Origin of the sequence: Pseudomonas izuensis (genome assembly GCF_009861505.1) — a bacterium.
In the GTDB taxonomy this organism is placed as follows: domain Bacteria; phylum Pseudomonadota; class Gammaproteobacteria; order Pseudomonadales; family Pseudomonadaceae; genus Aquipseudomonas; species Aquipseudomonas izuensis.
On record NZ_WTFT01000038.1, the window covers coordinates 15,139 to 36,752 of the forward strand.

The 21,614-nt window shown below is 60.3% G+C and carries 20 protein-coding genes; 5 read left to right on the forward strand and 15 right to left on the reverse strand.

The window, feature by feature from the left end; translation table 11 throughout:
- Positions 1 to 54 precede the first annotated feature (54 nt).
- On the forward strand, positions 55 to 495 hold the full coding sequence (locus GPL81_RS25500) for a TadE/TadG family type IV pilus assembly protein (RefSeq protein WP_160108964.1): 441 nt from the start codon (positions 55 to 57) through the stop codon (positions 493 to 495).
- A complete protein-coding gene (locus GPL81_RS25505) occupies positions 492 to 3,233 on the forward strand; it encodes an ATP-binding protein (protein WP_160108965.1) in 2,742 nt (913 codons plus the stop codon). Before GPL81_RS25500 ends, GPL81_RS25505 begins: the two co-directional genes overlap by 4 nt.
- On the opposite strand, the gene GPL81_RS25510 is transcribed toward GPL81_RS25505, so the two are convergent.
- From GPL81_RS25510 to GPL81_RS25530, 5 genes are all read right to left on the reverse strand, one after another.
- Positions 3,230 to 5,194, reverse strand: coding sequence for a pilus assembly protein TadG-related protein (locus tag GPL81_RS25510; RefSeq protein ID WP_160108966.1), 1,965 nt, complete (start codon positions 5,192 to 5,194; stop codon positions 3,230 to 3,232). The two genes, GPL81_RS25505 and GPL81_RS25510, sit on opposite strands and share 4 nt — an antisense overlap.
- A 226-nt stretch (positions 5,195 to 5,420) precedes the next feature.
- Entirely contained in the window at positions 5,421 to 5,969 is a 549-nt protein-coding gene (locus GPL81_RS25515) for a DUF4136 domain-containing protein (protein WP_160108967.1), read from the reverse strand.
- A gap of 54 nt (positions 5,970 to 6,023) precedes the next feature.
- Entirely contained in the window at positions 6,024 to 6,638 is a 615-nt protein-coding gene (locus tag GPL81_RS25520) for a DUF4136 domain-containing protein (RefSeq protein ID WP_160108968.1), read from the reverse strand.
- 12 nt (positions 6,639 to 6,650) lie between these two features.
- On the reverse strand, positions 6,651 to 7,400 hold the full coding sequence (locus GPL81_RS25525; RefSeq protein WP_096513593.1) for a methyltransferase domain-containing protein: 750 nt from the start codon (positions 7,398 to 7,400) through the stop codon (positions 6,651 to 6,653).
- Positions 7,400 to 7,702 carry a MazG-like family protein gene (locus GPL81_RS25530; RefSeq protein WP_160108969.1) on the reverse strand — a complete coding sequence of 101 codons (303 nt, stop codon included), beginning with the start codon at positions 7,700 to 7,702 and terminating at the stop codon, positions 7,400 to 7,402. The genes GPL81_RS25525 and GPL81_RS25530 overlap by 1 nt, the downstream gene beginning before the upstream one ends.
- A gap of 271 nt (positions 7,703 to 7,973) precedes the next feature.
- Here GPL81_RS25530 and GPL81_RS25535 point away from each other — a divergent pair, with 271 nt between their 5' ends.
- A complete protein-coding gene (locus GPL81_RS25535) occupies positions 7,974 to 8,267 on the forward strand; it encodes a hypothetical protein (RefSeq protein ID WP_096513595.1) in 294 nt (97 codons plus the stop codon).
- A gap of 165 nt (positions 8,268 to 8,432) precedes the next feature.
- A complete protein-coding gene (locus GPL81_RS25540) occupies positions 8,433 to 9,779 on the forward strand; it encodes an MATE family efflux transporter (RefSeq protein ID WP_160108970.1) in 1,347 nt (448 codons plus the stop codon).
- An 11-nt stretch (positions 9,780 to 9,790) separates the two neighbouring features.
- Here the strand turns inward: GPL81_RS25540 and GPL81_RS25545 are convergent, their stop codons facing one another.
- The 10 genes from GPL81_RS25545 to GPL81_RS25590 form a co-directional block, all read right to left on the reverse strand.
- Positions 9,791 to 10,588, reverse strand: a complete 798-nt coding sequence (locus GPL81_RS25545) for a DUF4123 domain-containing protein (protein WP_160108971.1) — start codon at positions 10,586 to 10,588, stop codon at positions 9,791 to 9,793.
- A complete protein-coding gene (locus GPL81_RS25550) occupies positions 10,585 to 11,907 on the reverse strand; it encodes a type VI secretion system Vgr family protein (protein ID WP_160108972.1) in 1,323 nt (440 codons plus the stop codon). Before GPL81_RS25550 ends, GPL81_RS25545 begins: the two co-directional genes overlap by 4 nt.
- 231 nt (positions 11,908 to 12,138) lie before the next feature.
- Positions 12,139 to 14,052 (reverse strand): arginine decarboxylase, encoded by a 1,914-nt coding sequence (gene speA, locus GPL81_RS25555; RefSeq protein ID WP_160108973.1) that lies wholly within the window; start codon positions 14,050 to 14,052, stop codon positions 12,139 to 12,141.
- Between the two features lie 219 nt (positions 14,053 to 14,271).
- Positions 14,272 to 14,643 (reverse strand): translation initiation factor Sui1, encoded by a 372-nt coding sequence (locus GPL81_RS25560; RefSeq protein ID WP_096513600.1) that lies wholly within the window; start codon positions 14,641 to 14,643, stop codon positions 14,272 to 14,274.
- A 302-nt stretch (positions 14,644 to 14,945) separates the two neighbouring features.
- Complete coding sequence (locus tag GPL81_RS25565) at positions 14,946 to 15,515, reverse strand: NUDIX hydrolase (RefSeq protein WP_160108974.1); 570 nt, start codon at positions 15,513 to 15,515, stop codon at positions 14,946 to 14,948.
- A gap of 3 nt (positions 15,516 to 15,518) precedes the next feature.
- Positions 15,519 to 16,586, reverse strand: coding sequence for a DUF2333 family protein (locus GPL81_RS25570; protein ID WP_160108975.1), 1,068 nt, complete (start codon positions 16,584 to 16,586; stop codon positions 15,519 to 15,521).
- Between the two features lie 154 nt (positions 16,587 to 16,740).
- A complete protein-coding gene (locus GPL81_RS25575) occupies positions 16,741 to 17,217 on the reverse strand; it encodes a hypothetical protein (RefSeq protein ID WP_160108976.1) in 477 nt (158 codons plus the stop codon).
- Positions 17,214 to 17,720, reverse strand: a complete 507-nt coding sequence (locus tag GPL81_RS25580) for an Hcp family type VI secretion system effector (protein WP_160108977.1) — start codon at positions 17,718 to 17,720, stop codon at positions 17,214 to 17,216. The genes GPL81_RS25575 and GPL81_RS25580 overlap by 4 nt, the downstream gene beginning before the upstream one ends.
- Positions 17,699 to 18,433, reverse strand: coding sequence for a hypothetical protein (locus GPL81_RS25585; protein WP_246218984.1), 735 nt, complete (start codon positions 18,431 to 18,433; stop codon positions 17,699 to 17,701). Before GPL81_RS25585 ends, GPL81_RS25580 begins: the two co-directional genes overlap by 22 nt.
- Positions 18,430 to 19,581 carry a DUF2515 family protein gene (locus GPL81_RS25590; protein WP_160108978.1) on the reverse strand — a complete coding sequence of 384 codons (1,152 nt, stop codon included), beginning with the start codon at positions 19,579 to 19,581 and terminating at the stop codon, positions 18,430 to 18,432. Before GPL81_RS25590 ends, GPL81_RS25585 begins: the two co-directional genes overlap by 4 nt.
- Positions 19,582 to 19,906: 325 nt before the next feature.
- Here GPL81_RS25590 and gcbA point away from each other — a divergent pair, with 325 nt between their 5' ends.
- Positions 19,907 to 21,523, forward strand: a complete 1,617-nt coding sequence (gene gcbA, locus GPL81_RS25595; RefSeq protein WP_096513607.1) for a diguanylate cyclase GcbA — start codon at positions 19,907 to 19,909, stop codon at positions 21,521 to 21,523.
- The last annotated feature ends 91 nt before the right edge of the window (positions 21,524 to 21,614 follow it).

The window sequence follows — 21,614 nt, forward strand, 5'->3', positions numbered from 1 at the left end:
GGCTGAATGATTCTATGCTGACATTACGCAGTGATGGTCAGGGTAGACGCACTCATGAAAATCCACCTCCCCCACAAACAAAAAGGCGCCGCGGCCATTGAATTTGCCCTGGTGTTCATCGTTTTTTTCGCCGTGTTCTATGGCATTGTCAGTTACAGCTTGCCGCTGCTGTTGATGCAGTCGTTCAACCAGTCGACCGCCGAAGCCGTACGCCGAAGCGTGGCGCTGGACCCGAACATGCCGGGTTACGAAGCGGCGCTCAAAAATCGCGCCACCGCAGAGCTGACCCGGCAATTGGCCTGGATTCCTGCGGCACTGAACTTCAACGTCGCCACCGATGCCACCACGACCTATGTGGGTGGCGAGTTGAAGGTCGCCATTCATTACCCCACGAATAAAATCAGCGCCGTCATCCCGTTTCTGAACCTGCCGGGGGTCGGCCAGGTACCTCATCTGCCGGCGACGCTCACGGCCAGTTCGAGCCTGCAATTTTGAGTGCCGGAGATAAACTGTTCGGGCGCCTGCTCAACCGTCATCCACCGCCCTCGCCGGTGCTGCCGGAGCCCCTGCGCACGCACGGTTTCGGTTTGCAGTTACAGCTCGATGCCCGGGGCCATGTCGTTCACCTGACAGGGCCGCTGCGCCACCTGCTGGCGCAGCAGGTTCCTGGCGCGAAAGCCCCTCATCTGCTCGACTTCGTCCTGCCCCACAGCAGTCTGAGCCTCGAGGGCGTGCCGGCCGATTGGCAGGGACAACAGCTCGATCTGGATTTCTACAGCCTCAACGCTACCCCGTTGCACCTGCGCGGCTGGGTTCAACCCTTGGCCGATGCCTGGCTGCTGCAACTGCTGGACATCGGCGACTTGCTGCTGGAGCGCCGCCAGGCGCGCAACCGTGAACAATGCCAGTTGCTCGCGATGCAGATGGCCGAACAGTTGCGCCTGTGCAGCCTGATGCGCCTGCCCGATGTGCTGGCGGAACAATTGCAGTCTCTGGCGCAGCGCTTTCAGATCCCGTGCGTGGCCCTGGCGTTGCTCGATGAGCAGGAACAGGGCTGGCAGATTCACCAACACTTTGCGGCTTTGGACGCACCACAGCTGTGGCGCAACGGTCAGCGCCTGGGCACAGGACTGGACAGCTTGAGTGGTTCCGTACCGCAGCACCTGTCACTGCGCGAGCATCCGCGTCTGCAAGCCACTTTCGGCAATGCCGACGGATTCGCCGTGCCCTATCACGATGCTCAAGGCGTGGCCGCCTGGTTACTGTGCGGCTTTTACCCGGTGCAGCAACGCCCGCCCGACATCAGTGAGCGCGACTGGCTGCAAGTCGTCGCCGCGCTCGCTGGCCCCTTGCTCGAACGCCTGCGCGAGCATCGACATCACCTGCAACTGGAACGGCTGGAGTCGCTGCAAGCGTTACTCGGCACGGGTTGGTGGGAAGTGTTCAGTGACAGCGCCGAGGTGCAGCTGGCACCCTCGCTCGCCACTGCCCTGAACCTTGTCAGTGCGCGCCTGCCGTTGTCCGATTGGCTCGACCAGGTGCACCCTGCCGACCGCGAAGAGCTGCGCAGTCGCCTGCAAGCCTTGCAGGATGAAAGTCAGGCGCTCCTGTTGTGTGTGCGCTTGCACCGCCCCGATGATGCACTCGCGCCGGTCTGGTATCGCCTGCAAGGCCAGGCCCTGGGCGTCGGCAAGAACCGGCGTCTGGTAGGTTTCATGCTCGACATCAGCGACATCAAGAACCACGAACAACAGGCCGAAGTGGCCCATGCGCGGCTGGACAATCTGATCGCCCATTCACCTGCCGTCATCTACGTGCAACGCTATGTCGAAGGCGCGCTGCAACCGACGTTTTTCAGTGACAGCCTGCTGCCGTTGCTCGGCTGGACACTCGCCGATTGCAGTGGCGCCGCGTTGGTCGAACGGGTTCACCCCGATGACCGCAACAGCTATTTCGAACGCACCCGCCAGCTGTTGCGCGAGGGTTCGGTGAGCGCCCGCTATCGGCTGCGTGACAGCCGCGGCGATTATCACTGGTTGCTCGACGAAGCCAGGCTGCTGCGCGATGACCTCGGCCTGCCGGTCGAGGCCGTAGGTTTGTGGCTGGATGTCACCGAAGCGACCCTGGCTACCGAACAGGTCAAACAGAGCGAAGAGCGTTACCGGATTCTGGTGGAAGATTCGCCGGCGATGATTTGCCGCTACCGCCCGGACTTGACCCTGACGTTCGGCAACAAGCCGCTGGCGACTTACCTCGAATGTCCACCGGAGCAATTACCGGGGGTCAACCTGGGCAGCTGGATGTCCGCGGAACAGCGCGACGCCTTCACCCGGCGCCTGAACCAGTTGAGCCCGGAATTTCCGGTCAGCACCGCCGAAATCAACCTGCAATTGCCTGGCCGGGAACATGCCTGGTGGGTCTGGTCGGATCGCGGGGTGTTCGATCAGCAGGGCCGGTTGCTGGAGATTCAAGCCGTAGGCCGCGACAACACTGAAGTCCGGCGTTCCCAGCAGCAACTCACGCAAAGCGCGAAAATGGCCACCCTTGGCGAAATGGCCACGGGACTGGCCCATGAAATCAACCAGCCGCTGAACGTGATGCGCATGGCCATCGTCAACGTGCTAAAGCGCCTGGAAAAAGGCGATGCGCAAATCGACTACCTGACCGACAAGCTCACCCGGATCGATACACAGGTACAGCGCGCCGCTCGGGTGGTGGATCACATGCGGGTGTTCGGCCGTCGCTCGGAGATCGAACAGCATCCGTTCAACCCGGCCCAGGCCATCGAAGGCACGCTCTCGCTGCTGGCCGAGGGCATGCGCGGCAAAGGGGTGGATTTGCGTGTCAGCGAACCGGGGTTCGAGGTGCAGGTGCGTGGTCATGTCGATCAACTTGAACAGGTGCTGATCAACCTGATGGTCAACGCCCGGGATGCGCTGCTCGGCAAGCGCGACACCGACCCGGCGTTCAAACCGTGGATTTCGCTGTACGTCGAACGGGATGAACAGTCGGTGCGGCTGTGGGTCGAGGATAACGGCGGCGGCATCGATCCACGTCTGCTGGAGCGGATTTTCGAGCCGTTCTTCACCACCAAACCGGTGGGTGTCGGCACCGGCCTGGGGCTGTCGGTGAGTTACGGCATCGTTGAGAACATGGGCGGCAGACTGAGCGTCAGGAACTCGGTCGAGGGCGCGCGGTTCTGCATCGAACTGCCCATTGTGCAGGTGGATTAGATCGTGAGGGCCGGACGTCCGGGCGGCTTGCAGCTCAGGTTTGCGCCCACGTCGACCTTGTTCAGCGTTATCCCGAGGTTGGCCAGCAAGCCGTCGAGGATGGGGTCAACCAGGGGACCGAGCAATCCCTGGATCGCCAGTCCCAACGTCGTGTTGACGGCATTGAGCGTACCGGCGGCAGTGACCAGCAAGCCGCCCAGCAAGCTTGAGCCGGTGGGTTTGTAGGCCTCCACCTGAACACCGCTCAAGGTTCCTTTCAGACTATTGACTATGCCCTGTGTGCCCAGGCTGTAGTACATCGGCGGCTTCTTGATTTCCGGTGGTTGGTTATAGACATGCGTGCTTTGGGTACTGGCCACCGAAGTGTCGATTTTCACGCCGAGCCCACCGCCATAAAAGGGGACGCGGGTACTCGCGATACAGTTCCAGAGCACACATTTGATCTTGCCGATATCAATCAACGCCAAGGGCTGCACGGTCACATCGGCCGAGGAGGCAAAGGCATTGGCGGTATCGATTTTGCCGACTTTCAGCTTTACCAATGACGTGTTGGTCTGCGTGGTCAGCGTTTTGGTGGCGTCGTTGGCGCAGGTGTATCCGGTGACGTGGCTGTCGGCGGCGCCCACCTCCAGGGCGATGTCGATGGTCGGTGTGGGCAGGATCTGCAGATCGGTTTTGTCGCAGGTACCCAACAGGCAAAGCACCGAGCCCAACGTACCGCCCAGATCAAGATTCAAAACACTGTTCAAGGTACTGGTGAGCCCGCTCACCAAGGCATTGTTGGTAATGGCGCTGGCCAGACCGCTGATACCGGACAACACCGGCAAGTTGAGCGACAGGACCGTGCGCACTTGGGCCGTGCGCACGAATATCCGGTTGGGATCATTGAGCTGGCCATTGACCAACGCCGGGTTGCCGATTGCCGACAATTGCGGCGGCTCGATGACTTTAACTTTGACCGTCCCATTGACCAGGCCCGGGATGTTCAACGGAATGTTGGCGACCGCGGTGTTCTGGCTGTTGGCCAGTTGCACGAATGCTTCCACCAACTGGAACACCTGCACATTGGTATTGAGTGCCGCCGAAGAGACGCCGGTCTGCAGTTGCAATAACTTCCCCAGCACGATTGACGTATTGCCTGCCGCGGCCTTGACATTGGTCAGGCCGGTGACTGCCACGCTGGTGGTCGGGCCACCGGTCTGGAGTACCGTGACGGCCGTATCCAGCACTTGAGTGAGCGCGATGTTTTTGCTGAGCAGCTCGGTGTAGTTCCCTGCACTGACGTGCACGTCGACGGCCAGTTGGTTGAGGTAGCCGAGCAGGTTGATCTGGCTATCAACCAACCCTTGCCACCCGGCAACGCTCAGGTTCAGGCTGCCACCGAGCATTTGCCCCAACAGCAGATTCAAGGCGGCCGACTTGCTGGCATCCACCACCAGCGTCGTACTGCCGATGGTCAACGACGCGAGCGGGGGAAGCACCGCCGGGGCGCTGACCGCTGTCGCTGTGAGCCGAGTGGTAAGCGCGGTAGGGCCAGGGCTCAACAATGCGCCTATGCCCGCGGCGACGCTGGTCCGCACCGTATGGGTCACGATCACGCGAACAGCTTCTTTTTTGCTGGCATCGGCCACGAAGTATCGAAGGTTGTCGGCCCCCGTCTGCATCGATCCGCAGGCCGTTTGCAGCGTGCCGTCGGCGGCGCTGTAACCGTTGCGGGTCGCACTGGCGAGGGCGTAATCCGCTGCGCTTGATCCCGGCGGCAGGCAATTGCCGTCACGGGTGACCGCCTCCAGGGCCGCGACATCGGCCACCCGCTGCAACTTGCGCTGCTCCAGATAAAGCCTGCCGGTATCGACCACCAGCAACATGAATCCCAGTGCCAGCGTCAGGGTCAATGCCGCCATCAAGCCTATCGCCCCCCGTTGCCGGGCCGGGCCGCGAAACTGCATGCGAGGCGACATCGCGCACTCCTTTGCCGGCGCGCTGCCAAGCGCTACCTCCGTTGGTGTGAAGCAGTGTAGACAAGGGTGGACGAGACTGCTGGCATCTCGCCAGCTCAGGCACAAAAAACCCTGTAGGTGCGAGCTTGCTAGCGATGGAGGTCAACGATAACGCGCGCCTTCAGGCCGCACGCATCGTCCTTGCGTCCATCGCGAGCAAGCTCGCTCCTACAGGGTGTTGTGGTGTTTATCTGGGTGGATAGTTGGCCAATATCCGGGCGACGGTTTCGCGTATCGCATTGCTGCGGTCGGAGAGATTCGGTGTGCGGCTGAGCATCTGTTCGTCACTGCCACGCCACACCAGCTTGCCGTCCTTGCTGTCGAGCAGATCGATCTGGATGGTGGCCACTTTGTAGCTGACGTTACGGGTTTCGTTGTACATCGGCGCGCCCCAGTAGCCGTTCCATGGGTTACCCCAACCTCCGCCGTAATTGGTCGTCACCTGTTGCTGGCGCTCTTCGACAATCAGGTAGGTCTGCACATTCAAATCACCCTTGGCGGCCGGGCGCAGGCCACGCTGGTCCAGTTGATCGGCCACCGACTGGCGCACCCGTTGCTCGGTCAGGTCGCTCTTGATCCGGGGATCATCAGGACGATATTGCAGGGCCGGTTCTTTCCAGCTCCAGCTGCGATAAGCGGTGAAATCGCGGCTGGCGTCGAAGTCATGATTGACCTGGTTGGCGGCGCAGGCACTGAGCAGCGCAGCCACTGCCAGTAAAGCGAAACGGCGGAACATGATTTTTCTCCGATTGAGAACATGAACCTGCGAAATGCTTCTTAACTACAGAAGCTAACTGGGAGGATACGCCGACATCGCCTTTTCCACAGCCTTGCGTATGGCATCTGCCTGCTCGGACTGGGTGCCCCGGTGGCTGGTTTCAGCACTGGAACTCCATACCGGTTGGCCGCTTTGCGCATCGAACATATCCACCTGCACGACCACAACTTGCTCCTGATAAGTCCGGATGATTGGCGCGCTGCCGTACATGCCATAACCCGGGCCATATCCATAGCGGTTGTAACCACCATACCCGCCATAACCGTAGTCGTCCTGGACCTGGCGCAAGCGGGTTTCCAGGCGCAGGTCGGCACTGACAAACAGGTCTGCCGGGCGATTATCGTGCAACGGTCGCAAGCCCCGTTGATCGAGGGCGTTGCTGACGGCTTCGGCGACCTGCGCCGAGTCCGCCCACGCGTTGCCCGGTGGCAAATGCCCATTGAGCCAGGCCCAACTGCGATAACGCCCGTAGTCACGGGTCGGCGCCGGGTAGGCGCTGCGGTCGAAGGTGTTGGCCGCCTGTGGTGGCGCCGGGGGAATGGGATTGGAGGACGCCACATACGGGTTACTGCCCTGACAGGCAGACAAACCCAGGCAGATCACCAGCAACCCTGAACGACTTTTCATTTCACGCTCCGATCAGACAGGCCGGCAAATCCAGTGCAGGTAACGCCCAAGCCCGGCAAAGCTTGGGTGACGGCGGTGCGCCAGTTCCATTTCGAGCAAGTCCGGCAACTCGGCGCGGGCCTGGAATTCCACGGGCATGTAGTCGTGAAAAACCCGTACCCCGCTCTGAATTTCGACCCGCCAAAGCCCCTCAAGTTGCGCCGCCAATTCCCGTGGATCCAGGGGTTGTTGCGGGGTCAGGCTCTGCTTCTCGCCGGCCATGTCGTTCTTGCGCATCTTGCGGAAATGGCCCTTGAGCAGGTTGCGATAGATCAGTGCATCGCGGTTGTAGAAAGCCAGGGACAGCCAGCCATCCGCCTTCGTCAGTTGGTGCAGCACCGGCAGGATCGCGTGGGGTTCGGCCAGCCACTCCAGCACGGCATGGCACAGCACCAGATCGTAGGGCTCAGTGAGTTGGCCGAGCAGTTCCTGCCACGGTGCCTGGATGAACGTTGCCGTTTGCCCGGCCTCGGCGAAACGCTGGCGGGCACCTTCGAGCATGGGCTCGGCAGGCTCGGCCAGGGTCACCTGGTGCCCGCGCTCGGCCAACCACAACGACATGTGGCCAAGACCGGCACCGATATCCAGTACCCGCAGCGGTCGGTCCGGCAGGGATTCGGCCAGGTCGGCCTGCAGCACCGCGAGGCGGATTGCGCCTTTGGCTCCGCCGTAGATCTTTTCCGCGAAACGCGTCGCCAGTTGATCGAAATGACGGTCGCTCATCAGCTGAACCTCCGTTCACTGTCGGCCAGCTTGCTGCGCACCACCTCATTCATGTCCAAACCCAACTCGCCGCACAACAACAGCAGATAGAGCACGATATCGCCAATTTCCTGGCCGGCATGGGCCAGTTTGTCAGCCGGCAATTGCCGGGACTGGTCTTCGGTCAGCCACTGGAAAATCTCTACCAGCTCGGCCATTTCGACACTTGCGGCCATGGCCAGGTTTTTTGGGCTGTGAAATTGCCGCCAGTCATTGCGGTCACGGATGGCGTGCAGGCGTTCGGTCAGTTCAACAAGGTTCATCGGGCTCTCCTGAAGATGTATAGCTTCGGGGGGATGACGAGTGAAGGCAAGTGACAAAGCTTGAGCGGCCGGCATTGCTTTTATTGTGGGAGCGAGCCTGCTCGCGAAGGCGGTGGGTCAGACACATCAATGTTGACTGCACCGCCGCTTTCGCGAGCAGGCTTACTCCCACAGTTACGGTGCAACGCTCTATGCTTGTGTGGAACTCGCCACCGCGATTGACGGCCCAACTCCGTCAACCACGCTTCTTTTTGATCAGGACGCTCATTCCATGCAGGTAGAAGGTTTTTTCGAATGGCTCGGCCAAGCGCTAGGCACAGTCATCCGTTTCATCGTTGACGCCCTCAGTGGCCTGTTCCAGATGGTGAGCCGTGCCAGCAGCAATTTTGTCGACGGTCTGTCCCGTGCACTGGGCATGGACACCTCGATCATCAGCATCGCTGTCTTGATTATCGGCCTGGTGTTGCTATGGTCGGCCATCCGCGCGTTCATGAATGCGGCGTTCATCATGGGAATCATCTGGTTGATGCTGGGGTTGTGGTTGCTGAGCTGGATCATGCACTGACACCACCAAACACTGTGGGAGTGAGCCTGCTCGCGATGACGTCGGCACAACCAGCATTTTCTGGACTGACACACCGCTATCGCGAGCAGGCTCGCTCCCACAGAGATCTCATTGTTTTACAGGTCGAGTTCACCGCTACAATGCCCGCTCCCCCAAGGAGCCTGCATGTCCAACCTGATTGCCGACTGGCGCGACCGTCCGACCCATCGCCGGGTTTGGGCACTGGCTGCGCCGATGATTCTTTCGAACATTTCCGTACCGTTGGTGGCGCTGGTCGACAGCACCGTCATCGGTCACCTGCCCCATGCCCATCAACTCGGTGCCGTCGCGGTCGGGGCCAGCCTGTATACCTTTCTGGCCTGGGCCATGGGGTTTCTGCGCATGGGTTCCACCGGGTTTGCCGCCCAGGCCGCCGGACGCGGAGATGGCGCGGCGTTGCGGCAGATTTTGTTGCAGGGCCTGCTGTTGGCCATGGGGCTGGCCATTGTGCTGGGTGCGGCTGGCGTCCCGTTGAGCGGGGTCGCCCTGCATTTCATGCAGCCGTCCGCGGAACTGGACCAGATGACCCGCGAATTCTTCCATACACGGCTGTTCGGCCTCCCCGCGGCGCTGGCCAGTTATGCGCTGGTCGGCTGGTTCCTCGGCACGCAAAACGCCCGCGCGCCGCTGGTGATTCTGCTGAGCACCAACCTGGTCAACATCGCGCTGAACCTGTGGTTTGTCCTCGGTCTGGAATGGGGCGTGGTCGGCGCGGCCAGGGCCTCGGTGATCGCCGAGTGGACCGGCGCCCTGTTCGGTCTGATGATGACCCGCCAGGCCTTGCGCGCTTACCCTGGCCACATCGCCTGGGCTGCCTTGAGGCTGTGGCAGAGCTGGCGTCCACTGCTGGCGGTCAACCGCGACATCTTCCTGCGCAGCCTGGCGCTGCAATCGGTGTTTTTTCTGATCACCGTGCAGGGCGCACGATTGGGCGATGCCACCGTCGCTGCCAACGCCCTTCTACTCAATGGATTGTTGTTGACCGCCCACGCGCTCGATGGCCTGGCCCACGCCGTGGAGGCTCTGTGCGGGCATGCCATCGGCGCTCGTGACCGTGATGCCTTGCGCCGCTCCCTGGTGGTGGCCTGCGGCTGGTCGTTGCTGGCGAGCCTGGGGTTTGCCGTGTTGTTTCTGTTTGCCGGGCGCCTGTTCATCGAGATGCAGACCGACATTGCCAGCGTGCGCGACACCGCGTTCATCTACCTGCCCTACCTTGCCGCACTGCCGCTGATTGCAGTCTGGAGCTACCTGCTCGACGGGCTGTTCATCGGCGCCACCCGCGCCCGGGAAATGCGCAACGGCATGCTGCTGACGGTACTTTTGCTGGCGCCGTTCGCTTGGGCGCTGCAAGGTCTGGGCAACCATGGCCTGTGGATAACCTTCCTGCTGTTCATGCTACTGCGTAGCTTGACCCTCGGCGCCATTGCCTGGCGCCTGCGTCGCAACGACGGATGGTTCGTCCGCGCGCACTGAACGGCCGGAGTTCAAGGTTGATTGTTCTGCCAGCGGTTGCGAAGGCAGTCGAGCCGCTCCTGCTGGGTCCTCCCCGACAATGGCGGCACAGGCACAGCGTCGGGGTGCTGCAGGCGCAACCACAACCAGCCATCCAGCACCGGCCGTTCATTGAAGCCCAGCGCCAACCCCTCCTGCAAATGAGCCCACAGGCGGGCGTAATCCGTCGCGGTGGTCCGGCTCCAGTGCCAGACGTGCTGTTCCATCAGGCAGGTTTGCAGTCTTTCCCGCTGGCGGGGCGTGAGGTCTTCTTCGACGGCCAGGGGGCCGACGGCAAGCCCGGGATTGATCAGTTGCTGCCAGCCCTGGCTGCCGATCGCCCGGTCGGCCCAAGTGCCGCCAAACCAGCGCAACTGGCTGATCGGCCCCAACCAGCGACTCAGCTCCCCGGCATCGCAGGCATCGAAAAAGTAGCTCGCGGTGTGCGGGTTGTAATAACTCAGCAAGGCACGGTGGTGCAGCCCGAAACTGACCGTGAGCATACGCCGCAAGTGCGCCAGCAATGTCGCTGACGACGCCTCGCTGAACAGCAACAGGCCAGGCCAGAGCTGAGCATCGCGCTGGCACGCTTCGGCCAGCAGCGGGCAGGTCCGCAGGTCGATCAGCGTCGGGCCTTGCTCGCGCAATACATGCCATTCGGTGCCTTCGAACAGCGGCAAGCACCGGGCCTGGGCAAAACCGTGTTTGAGCATCGCTCTCGCCTGGGGTGTACGCGGTACATCCAGCAACAACCATTGCGGGATCACTTCGGCCGGGTGCACGGCGATCATGCCGCACCGCTCTGGCCAAGCCGCACGGCCGCACGGCAGGTGCACAGCGCCTGCGCGCAATGATTGAAGCTGCCGCCACCGGGCAACAGACACAACAACATCAAGGGCTCACCTGAGCGCAACCAGTCCTGCAGCCCTTCAGGCAGGCATTGATCGGTACACGCCACGTCCGCCGTATCGCCCTCTTCAACAGGCGCTGGCAAATAAAGAATCCCGGTAATCAACGGCAGGTCCGGATCGCCTTCGATGAAGCTCACCACCACTTCCACACCTTCGCCCAACGACGCGTCGCTTGCCGCTTGCAGCTGCGGCGCCAACGGCAGCCAGCAGTGACCGGGCGTCGCTCCCTCGCCCTGATACGACCAGTCAAACTGCACGGCCACCGGCCGCGAAGGATCCGGTCGGGGCTCATCGACACTCACCACCCACGCCCGTTGCAGGCTGTGCATCCTGGGTTTGACCGCACAATGACGAGGCTCGAACGGCGCGGGCCAGAGTATTGCGCGCGCCTTATTGCTGTAAGGGATGAGCGGGTCCTGGCCGCCTTGATGCTCGACATGGGTCAGCAACCACAGCTGATTCCAGTCGGCCACCGGATGGTCGGCCAACGGCATCAGTTGACCACTGCGTAACGTCGCCAGATCCGTATGACATTGAGCACTGTCCTGCACACTGTCGACGCACCGTTGCACTTCGAAACGGCGCACCGCCGGTTGTTCGCCGTCACGGCTGAAAACCGCCGTTTCGCCCACACGAAAATGCCCCTGCCCATTGGCAAATACCACGCAATGCCCCTGTGCCCGGTGTTCAAAGTGGTAATGCAGCCGCTCCTGGGCACACAGGCGCTGAAGAAACTGCAGGTCCGATTCGCGGTACTGCGTGCAGAAATCCCGCAGCGGATAGTTACCGTCGAGTTCGAAGCGCCGGTCCTGGCCGACAATTCCGTGCTCCCTGAGCACCTGGTCGATGATTTGAGGCACCGAGCGGGCGCTGAAGATGCGCTGGCTGAAGCGCTGGGCAAGGCATGCCATTTTCGGCCCCAGACGCACGTGACAAAGCCTGACCGTCGAGCCATGGTCGCGCTGCACCAGTTCATGCAATTGTCCATGGATGCTGCTTCCCGCTGGCCCGAAATGCAGGGAAGCCGGGCGGTACAGCAGGCTGGCGAGGTCGAGTGCGGGGTCATCGATCAGCAGATCCACGTCAAACACGAATGGTTCGCTGATGGCTTCACTACCGGTAAAGGCCAGGACCTCGAAGGTGTCGGACAGACCTGCTACGTCCAGACGAAATTCGGGCTCGTTGACTGGATCGAACATCGGCGATTCTCTACAGGAGGGGCGGCCGTGGATTTTCGCCGAGAGAAATGGCCGAGTAGAGAGGCGAATTACAACTTAGGAAATGACCTACGCGAAAAGAAGACCAATGACTTGAAAAGCCGAAGACGTAGGTTGTTTCGCTTTGAAAAAGAGAGTCGTCGCACCAGGTCATCTGAAATTTCCGCAGCTAGCGGAACATTTTCAGACAACCTGATGAGAGCGAGGCTTACGTCAAGAAGACAGGTAAGACGATCGGGTCAGGCCCAGACGCAAGGCGTCGAGGAACTGGGTGCGCTCGGTGGCACTGATTCGGGCACTGGCGCATTTGTCGCGGTAGTGGGTCATCAGCTCTTCCGGCGACAAGTGCACATAACGCAGCATGTCTTCGATGGTGTCGTGGGTTTCGATACCCGCGTGGTACACGCTGCCATCGGCGTTCTGGTAGATGTTCACCGAGTCGGTGTCACCGAACAGGTTGTGCATGTCGCCGAGGATTTCCTGATAGGCACCGACCAGGAACACGCCCAGCAGGTAGTCTTCACCCTCATTCAATGCGTGTACTGGCAGGCTGGTTTCGATGCTCTGCTCGTCGACGTACTGATTGATCTTGCCGTCGGAGTCGCAGGTCAGGTCTTGCAGCACCGCACGGCGCAGCGGCTCTTCGTCAAGGCGATGCAGCGGGATGATCGGCAGTACCTGGTCGATGGCCCAGGTGTCCGGCAGGCTCTGGAACACCGAGAAGTTGCAGATGTACTTGTCGGCCAGCTTGTCGTTGAGTTCGTCGAGCACCTGACGGTGGGAACGCTGACGCGCTTTCAACGAGTTGTGCAGGCGACGGCACACGGCGAAATAGCATTGCTCGGCCAGGGCTTTTTCGGCCAGGGTCAACTTGCCATCGGCGTACTGGGAAGCGACATCGCTCATGTAGTGCGTGGCGCGCCAGTAGGTTTCGGTGACCATCTCGATATCGGTCGGCCCCAACAGGTCAACCAGCCACTGCACGGTTTCCGGCAATGCTTCCTTGTTCTCGATCTGCGGCACGTCGTCGTTGTGTTTCTCGACGTCGGTCACCTGCACCACCAGCATGGCATGGTGGGCGGTCAGGGAACGGCCGCTTTCGGAGAAGATGTTCGGGTGCGGCAGGCTCTGCGCGTCGCAGAATTCCTTGAGCATCCCGACCACGACACCGGCGTAATCATCCATGTCGTAGTTGATCGAACTGGCGTTACGCGAGTGCGTGCCGTCGTAGTCCACGCCCAAACCGCCGCCGACGTCGATGTGGTCCACCGGCAGGCCGAGGTTGCGCAGTTCGCCGTAGTAGCGAATCGCTTCCTTGAAACCATGCTGGTAGTCCGCCAGGTTGGCGATCTGCGAGCCCATGTGGAAGTGCAGCAGGCGGATGCCCTGATCCAGGCCCGCGGCGCGGAAACGCTCGACTACCGACAGCAGTTGCGCCGCCGACAGACCGAACTTGGATTTCTCGCCACCGGTGTCCGCCCACTTGCTCGATGCCAGGGACGACAGGCGCACGCGCAGGCCGACCTGCGGCTTGACCTTGAGCGAGGCGGCCTCTTCGATCACCAGCCCGACTTCGGATTCTTTCTCGATCACGATGAACACGTTGTGGCCGAGTTTCTGGCCCATCAGCGCCAGGCGGATGAACTCACGGTCCTTGTAACCGTTGCAGACGATGGTACCGCCCTTCGGCGCCAGTGCCAGCACCGCCAGCAGCTCAGGCTTGGAGCCGGCTTCCAGGCCGATGGACACGTTCTGGGTCGCGATAATGTTCTCGATCACCGCTTCCTGCTGGTTAACCTTGATCGGGTACAGCGCGGTGTACTTGCTCTGGTATTCCAGGCGCTCGATGTTGGCGTCGAACGCGCCGGTCAACTGACGCACGCGGTCTTGCAGGATATCCGGGAAGCGCACCAGCAACGGCAACGACAGGCCGCTCTTGCGCAACTGGTCAACCTGCTCGAACAGGTCGATGGGCGAACTGCTCGGGCCGTTCGGACGAACTTCGACGCGACCGGCGTCATTGATCGCGAAATACCCGGCCCCCCAATGGCGAATCCCGTAAACACTGCGGCTGTCCGCAACTGTCCATTGGCTGCCATCGTCTTTGCGTGTGCGTCGTACGGACATCGAAGTCCCCTATAAAGAAGTCATGGTGCGTCGCCTGGATTCAGGCCGGCGCAGTCTAAAGAATGAAAATGACGGTTCGTCAACGAGGGGGTAGACCCCGCCAACCGCAACGAGTTTAGAAACCGGTCATGAACAGGCTCTGTGAAAACCATGGTGACGACGCCAGGCCTGAAGGTTATCAGGGCTGGATCAAGCCGCAGGTGGTTTTCACAGAGGCTGCTAGCCGCCGGACTTCTTCGCCTTGAAACCGTGTTTGATCAACTCAGCCAAGAGTAGCTCGACATGATCGCCCTGGATTTCAATGACGCCGTCTTTCAACGCCCCACCGGTGCCACAACGTTTCTTCAACGTGGTCGCCAGTTCCTTGAGCGCGTCCTCGGGCAATGGCACGCCGGTGATGGTGGTCACCGTCTTGCCGCCACGACCCTTGCTTTCGCGACGCACGCGAGCGATGCCGTCGCCGGCCGGGATAACGGTTTGTTTGCAGATGCAGGCGTCCACCGGTTTACTGCATTCCGGGCAATGACGACCTGCGTCGGTGGAAAATACCAGGCCACCAAGGGCGGCGAAGGATGCGGCTTTTTTGGCCACCGGCAATCCTCTTGGGAGGACAAAGACTGGTCGCGGCAACCTGGGGCAGGTGCCATCGACCGCGAAGCCCCACTCAGGCAGGGGCAGCGCTACTGAATCGATACAACATTCATTTCATTGTAGGAGCGAGCTTGCTCGCGATGAACTCAAGGGCGACGCGTTCATTCTGGATGCCCGCGTTATCGTTAACGTCCATCGCGAGCAAGCTCGCTCCTACAAGAACAGCCATACCGGTTCAGTTTGAAAAGGTCGCGCAGTGTAACGGCAAAAACGCCGATTGCTAAGAGCCAATCGGCGCCAATTTATAGCTCTTTTGCGACGTCGGTTTGTCGGGACCGAAGATACCGCTTCAATGCCGCCAAGGAGTCCGGGCAATAAGGCTTTTCCTCGATATCCAGCAGCACTTGGTCGATCGACAAAAAGCGCGCTTCGAGTACCTCTTCCGGCTGGAGGATCAACGGACCGTCCCACACCGCCGAAAATGCCGAACACCAGAGCCGATTGCCGGTGTCTTCGAAGAAAAAGTGGTCATGGGCGGTCAACTCGACCCCGCTCACACCCAATTCCTCTTCAAGCTCCCGCGCCGCCGATTCGGCATAGGTTTCGGTGGCGAGCACCATACCGCCCGCCGCCACGTCCCAGTAACCCGGATAAATAGCCTTGCTCAGGGTACGCCGGTGCACACAAAGTTCGCCGGCGGAGTTGAACAACATAATGTAGGTGCCGCGCCCGATCAGCCCACGCTCGCGCAGGTCGGAGCGGACCAGGGCGCCCAGCAGGTTGTCCTGCTCGTCGACCCAGGCAATTTGCTCGGCATCCGAAGCCGCCCGGTGGGCAGCCTCGCGCAGGTTATCGTTGGAACTCTCGGCCATGGCTCAACCCTGATTCAGCAGTTGACGCAAATCGATCACTGCCGCGTTGGCCCGGGAAATGTAGTTGGCCATGACCAGCGAATGGTTGGCCAACACACCAAAGCCGCTGCCATTGAGGATCATCGGACTCCACACCGGCTCCTGCGAGGCTTCCAGTTCACGAATGATCTGGCGCACGCTGACCGTGGCGTTCTTCTTGGCCAGCACATCGGCGAAGTCGACTTCGATGGCGCGCAGCAAATGCGACAAGGCCCAGGCCTGGCCACGGGCTTCGTAGAACACGTTGTCGATCTGCAGCCATGGGGTTTCGACGATTTCCTCGTCAACCTGAGGCACCTGGCCCGGCGCGACGACTTCGGTCTTCAATGCGGTATTGAGCTTGACCCGACCCACGCTGGCGGACAGCCGTTGCGACAGCGATCCCAAGCGGGTGCCTACATCACCCAGCCAGTTGTTCAGGTTGTCGGCACGGGCATAAAACAGCGCCGTCTTCTGATTAGGGTCAGACAGGCGCGCCTGATAGCGGCTCAGGGAATTGATGCCTTCCTGGTACTCGGATTCGCTGGATGGCAGCACCCAGCTTTTGTTGTCGAAGTTGAAACGCGGCTCGGCCTTGGCCAGGTCGGCGTCTTCGGTAGACTGCGATTGCGAACGGGCGAAGTCTTTACGCATGGCGCGGGTCAGGTCACGCACCTGGACCAGCACGCCATATTCCCAGCTCGGCGTGTTATCCATCCACAGGCCTGGCGGGAAACGGTCGTTGGAAATGTAGCCGCCCGGCTTGTTCAGCAAGGTGCCGACAACCGTCTTGAGGGTCTCGACCGTGGTGTAGCCGACCACCATCTGCTTGCCTTCCTTCTCGGCAGCCATTTGCGCGTTTTGCTGAACCGGGAACAGTGCAGGCTCCTCGCTCCAGTACCAGCCCAGGGCAATGGTCACCAGCAGGTAGATGCCGACCAGCGTGGCCAGCGCCCGGCTGAACAACAAGCCGCCCAGATAACTGCGGGTAGCCGATTTCGGTTCAGCGGCACGTTCAGGCGCGCTACCGGCGCGGTTCTTCCAGTCCAGCATGGCGATATCCTTTCAATCACTTGGGTTCATCGGTTCGACCATAACCATACAACAACGTGCCTTGGCCCGGCACCCGCCGTTGGCTTTATCGCGCAAATTACCGCTCAAGCGCAGCAAAGGTTGTGACCCGTGATCTCAAGCATCCATGCCGGCGCTAAACGCCGATGACCTTCATTGAAATCTGCCTTGTCTGCGGTGATGTAAAAAGATGGGCGATACCCTCGCCATCGGTTCTGCGCTCGGCAGCCTGCCCATCCACGGTCGCGATGTAACGCCGCTGCGCCAGGGGCTCGCCCGTTACGCTGTCGACAAGGCGGAAAATCCTCGGCCTTCGAGAGGGCTGCACCGGTGGGTTTTTCATCAATTCGATGACCCTCTGATTGAAGGCCCGCCCCTGCACCGCCCAGTCGCCGTATTCGGCCTCAGCCCTGATCAAACACCACTCGCCTCGCTCAAGTTGATCCAGCACCTCGTGGGCGGAATCGAACAGCAGGCCGGCGCGCAACTCATCCAGACCTTCGATGGGTTGGCGATCTTGCAAAGCCTGGCGGACATGCTCCAGCGCTTGCTCGCCGGAGCAGGCATGCTGGCGCTCCCTCGCGGACAGATACAGCGCCCTGATCAATTTCATGCCTCGTGCTCCCCACTCCACTCGTCGGAGCCCATGGTCCGACTGATTTCATGCCGCCAGTAAATGCGCCGATAACTGAAGTGAACCTTCTCCAGCTGGGTAAGGTGCGCACTCACGGAATCCTGGCAATGGGGCATGAGCACCTCTGCGCCGATGATCAGGGCGTCCTCGAGCTCCATCGTATAGAAATGCTCCTGTGTGCCTTTAGCCGAAGTGCGATACCACTCGACGCGGCACTTGCTGAGCAACTCCCCGGAACACAAGGCAATGTTGATCAGCGGCGACGACTTGTCGATGGTCTTGGTGATGATCAAGGGCTTGTGCATCCGCCGCCCCACACCCGAGCCTCTGGGTACAAAAATGCCATGGCTCAGGGCTTGCACCATGATCTGGTCTTCTCGGCCCAGTTGGTAGATGTTGCCCACTGACGCCTCGCTGAAGGCGCCTTTGCTGATGAGACCTTGTCGTTGGCCGTGGAGGGTCATGAACGCGGGGGTTGGCATGGTGGGGCTCCTTTGGTTTTAGTTGGGAATAAGGGGGTAACCGGGTTGGATTGATCCAACTCGATTAGAGCTTCTTCATCTCCATCCTCCTCGAAAGGCGTCCACGGTTTGCCGATCGACAGGGTGATGAGGTAGCGCTCCTCGTCGGGTCGCTTGTCGCATTTGAAACGGTTCATAAACATCGTGACTTGGTATTTTTCGCCAGCCTTCCAGTAAACCGTTCCGCCTTTATTCACGTCTCGCAACCGAGCTCGCCATTCAGGTGTATCGACAAAGGGTGGATAGCGCGTCCTCCCGGCCACCCTCCATCCGCCCTGGAGCCACTGCTCTTGCAAATCCAGAGCGACCTTCAGTGCGTCATCGAGCAGCAACGGTTCAAGCTGTGGGGACATGCGGATGCTGCTAACGACAGTGTCGTCAAAAACAACAGTGAAAAAGCGCGCTCTTGGCGTGAGGAACTCGTACTGAGGATCGATGAGCCGAAGTCGCGCATCCGTCTTGGGCAGCCCCATCCAGACATGTCCGCGTACCATCGGGCTGAAGGGGACTGAAGAATTCTTGCGCAAGGTTTCATAGGTGCCGCCCACTTCCAATGCAATTATCGGTTCCTGCGACAGGGACTCCACTATCTGATGAGTGCCCAATATCAGGACAATCAGAAGCAGCAAACCTGACCCAAACCGCCAGCGGCCGATACCTTGCCGCCAACTCACCCTGTTCCCTCCCCTGATGCGATCTCGGTGATCGACTGCTCAAGCACACTGCGGTTCGTGTCGTTGAGCATCTGATCAAAGCGTGCGGCAGCCCGAAGTACGAAAGGCATTCGCTGCTTGATATCCGATAAGTCCGCCAACGGGTTATTACTAAAACCAATGGTGCGCCCATCATCAACACGCTGGCATTGACTGGTAAGCGTCAACTCAATTGCTTGAGCTACACCAGAAGGAAACCCGGTCACATAGGAAACATGGTTGCCACGCAGTAAAGTCACCAACTGCGGGTCCTGATAAATCGTGGGCTGAAGAATATTTTGCTGCTCATGCCACGCCAGATGTTCCACACTGCCGGCAACATTCCCGGCTTCAATCGCCTCAAACGCCCGAAAAATTTCGATGTGGTCCAGCCCGAATGTCAGCTTTTCCCGCCCCACCGGCCAAAGCACCGGAAACTTCGGATGCCCATAAATACGTTTCCGCACCTCAAGACACTTCTTCAACTCATCCAACCCACGCTTCGCATAAAACTCATGCAGCGGATAAACATCCAGAAACAGCGTGGTATTGCCCAACGCCATCATGTCGTGCACATGCCGGAATTGTTGTTGCACCAACGACAAGTCCTCCCCTGCCGGATGGAAATCCACAGAGGGCACAGGATTACGCGCATCCGCTTCTTTATATGAACGCAACACCTCTGCCTGTTCGGACATCCTGTCCGGCGTCAACAACCCATGCTCACTTCGGCTGTCCCGCAGTCGCTGCCTGGCCTCACGCTCTTCGCGGATGCGCTCGACACTGTCCGCCGCATGCAGCAATCCGCAACCGACCTGCTTGGACGCAAACGCCGCCAGCCCGGCCCACTGGAAACGCGGGTCGTGTAGCCACAATCGGGCGTATGCGGCATTGATCGCGCGGTTTCGCGCCACCGGATCGGCGATCAACACCCCCTCAGGGGCGACAATTTCTTCAGCTTCGCGCTGGTAGGTACGCCAGAGGCATGCGCAGGTCAGGACCGGCACTTCGGTGACCATGGTCATGGCTCCATAGAGCCGTTCTTCTTCGCATTCACAGTCAGCGACGGGGGTGCTGTTGTGGTTCAGCCGCTGTTGATCGCCTGGATGATTTTTAAAACATGAAGTCATGAGCCGGTTAGGGTCCTAAGGGAATCCCTGAACCCTATCAGCCATAAACAGGCTCCGAATCAGGGCGGCGAAAAATCAGAATCCCCTGACAGATGCGGCTTGCCATTGCGTCGGAAGAAGCGGGCTTCAGCGTCTGAAAATGCCTATAACCCCTGAGTTCACGGGCACTCACCAAGAATCATCAGCCAGATAAAGACCAACAAGTCACAAACTGAATGCCTGTGCGTTGCAGATTATTGACGTACGACACTCATGCAATCGAAAAGAGGTGCTAGCATAGAGCCACCACTCGTCCTCAGCGTGCCCCCTAATTAGTAGTCAGGATATGACCGAGCCAGAAGATCCCAGCCGAGAGCGCCTCAAGCATCACTTTGCCCAGCGGGTCATTCATCAGGCACGTCAGATTCTTGAGATATGGCAGCGCCTGCAACGCAGCGAGTGGTCCACCAATGACCTGTCGGAGCTGAGCGAAGCCAATTTGCGTCTGTTGCGGTTCGCCGAGCGTTTCGAGCAGCCTGAACACACACAACTGGCACGCCATATCGGCCAGTCGCTGGAGGCTGTCGACGCCAATCGCGGACGCCTGAGCAGCGGTTTGATCACCGATCTCAACCGTTTGATGCAGCGCCTGTCCCGCACCGGTTTGCGCCATGGCGACCAGCTCGATCAAACGTTCCTGCCGCCCTTGCGCAAGCCGATCTACGTGATGCTGCAGGATCATGACCGCGCCGAACGCCTGGCCAAGCAACTGGAATTCTTCGGGCTTACGGCCCAATCCCTGGACAGCGTCCCGGCATTTCGCTCCTCGATGGTCGAGCGTCTGCCGGCAGCCATTGTCATGGACGTGGATTTCAGCGGTCCCGGCGTAGGCCTGAAGCTGGCCGCCGAAGCCCAGGAAGGCCTCGACCATCGTTTGCCGCTGCTGTTCTTCAGCCTGCACGAAACCGACACCCCCACCCGCCTGGCCGCCGTACGCGCCGGTGGCCAGGAGTTCCTTACCGGCACCCTTGAAGCCTCGAGCCTGCTGGAGAAAATCGAAGTCCTGACCTGCGTTGCCCAGTACGAACCTTATAAAGTGCTGATCATCGATGACTCCCGCGCCCAGGCCTTGCACACCGAGCGCCTGCTTAACAGTGCGGGGATCGTGACCCGGACCTTGATCGAGCCCATCCAGGCCATGGCCGAGCTGGCGGATTTTCAACCGGACCTGATCATCCTCGACATGTACATGCCGGCCTGCACCGGTACGGAACTGGCCAAAGTGATCCGCCACAACGATCGCTATGTCAGCGTGCCGATCATTTACCTGTCGGCCGAGGACGATCTGGACAAGCAACTCGACGCCATGAGCGAGGGTGGCGATGACTTCCTGACCAAGCCGATCAAGCCCCGGCACCTGATCACCACCGTGCGTAACCGTGCGGCGCGGGCGCGCAACCTGAAGGCGCGAATGGTCCGCGACAGCCTCACGGGTTTGTACAACCACACCCACATTCTGCAATTGCTCGAAGACTGCTCGTTCCGCGCCCGTCGCGAAAACAAGCCGCTGAGCTTTGCCATGCTCGACATCGACCACTTCAAGCGGGTCAACGACAGCCACGGTCACCCCATGGGCGACCGGGTGATCAAAAGCCTGGCGTTGTTCCTCAAACAGCGGTTGCGCAAAACCGACTTCATCGGCCGCTATGGCGGCGAAGAATTCGCTATCGTCATGCCCGATACCGATCTCGAAGCGGCCTGGAAGGTGCTGGATGAAATCCGCCAGCGTTTTGCCGAAATCCACTACCCGGCCCAGCCGCAGGATTTGTGGTGCACCTTCAGCGCCGGGGTGGTCGAACTGTGCGAGGACTCCGACGGCCTGTTGATGGCCAGCCAGGCAGACGAGGCGCTTTATCGCGCAAAGGGCGCAGGACGCAACCGTGTTCAAGCCGCGCGGACGTAAAAGCAAAGTGCCACTTTTTCATCTCGATCGAGCCCTTCCGTCATAACCCTGTAACAGAAACGCAATAACTTCAGGCACTTACCATTCTGCC

Bases quoted from the DNA above. Each gene is read 5' to 3' on its own strand.
- GPL81_RS25500 (WP_160108964.1), top strand. From the start codon at position 55: ATGAAAATCCACCTCCCCCACAAACAAAAAGGCGCCGCGGCCATTGAA.
- GPL81_RS25510 (WP_160108966.1), bottom strand. From the start codon at position 5,194: ATGTCGCCTCGCATGCAGTTTCGCGGCCCGGCCCGGCAACGGGGGGCG.
- GPL81_RS25515 (WP_160108967.1), bottom strand. From the start codon at position 5,969: ATGTTCCGCCGTTTCGCTTTACTGGCAGTGGCTGCGCTGCTCAGTGCC.
- GPL81_RS25520 (WP_160108968.1), bottom strand. From the start codon at position 6,638: ATGAAAAGTCGTTCAGGGTTGCTGGTGATCTGCCTGGGTTTGTCTGCC.
- GPL81_RS25525 (WP_096513593.1), bottom strand. From the start codon at position 7,400: ATGAGCGACCGTCATTTCGATCAACTGGCGACGCGTTTCGCGGAAAAG.
- GPL81_RS25530 (WP_160108969.1), bottom strand. From the start codon at position 7,702: ATGAACCTTGTTGAACTGACCGAACGCCTGCACGCCATCCGTGACCGC.
- GPL81_RS25535 (WP_096513595.1), top strand. From the start codon at position 7,974: ATGCAGGTAGAAGGTTTTTTCGAATGGCTCGGCCAAGCGCTAGGCACA.
- GPL81_RS25540 (WP_160108970.1), top strand. From the start codon at position 8,433: ATGTCCAACCTGATTGCCGACTGGCGCGACCGTCCGACCCATCGCCGG.
- GPL81_RS25545 (WP_160108971.1), bottom strand. From the start codon at position 10,588: ATGATCGCCGTGCACCCGGCCGAAGTGATCCCGCAATGGTTGTTGCTG.
- GPL81_RS25550 (WP_160108972.1), bottom strand. From the start codon at position 11,907: ATGTTCGATCCAGTCAACGAGCCCGAATTTCGTCTGGACGTAGCAGGT.
- speA (WP_160108973.1), bottom strand. From the start codon at position 14,052: ATGTCCGTACGACGCACACGCAAAGACGATGGCAGCCAATGGACAGTT.
- GPL81_RS25565 (WP_160108974.1), bottom strand. From the start codon at position 15,515: ATGGCCGAGAGTTCCAACGATAACCTGCGCGAGGCTGCCCACCGGGCG.
- GPL81_RS25570 (WP_160108975.1), bottom strand. From the start codon at position 16,586: ATGCTGGACTGGAAGAACCGCGCCGGTAGCGCGCCTGAACGTGCCGCT.
- GPL81_RS25575 (WP_160108976.1), bottom strand. From the start codon at position 17,217: ATGAAATTGATCAGGGCGCTGTATCTGTCCGCGAGGGAGCGCCAGCAT.
- GPL81_RS25580 (WP_160108977.1), bottom strand. From the start codon at position 17,720: ATGCCAACCCCCGCGTTCATGACCCTCCACGGCCAACGACAAGGTCTC.
- GPL81_RS25590 (WP_160108978.1), bottom strand. From the start codon at position 19,581: ATGACTTCATGTTTTAAAAATCATCCAGGCGATCAACAGCGGCTGAAC.
- gcbA (WP_096513607.1), top strand. From the start codon at position 19,907: ATGACCGAGCCAGAAGATCCCAGCCGAGAGCGCCTCAAGCATCACTTT.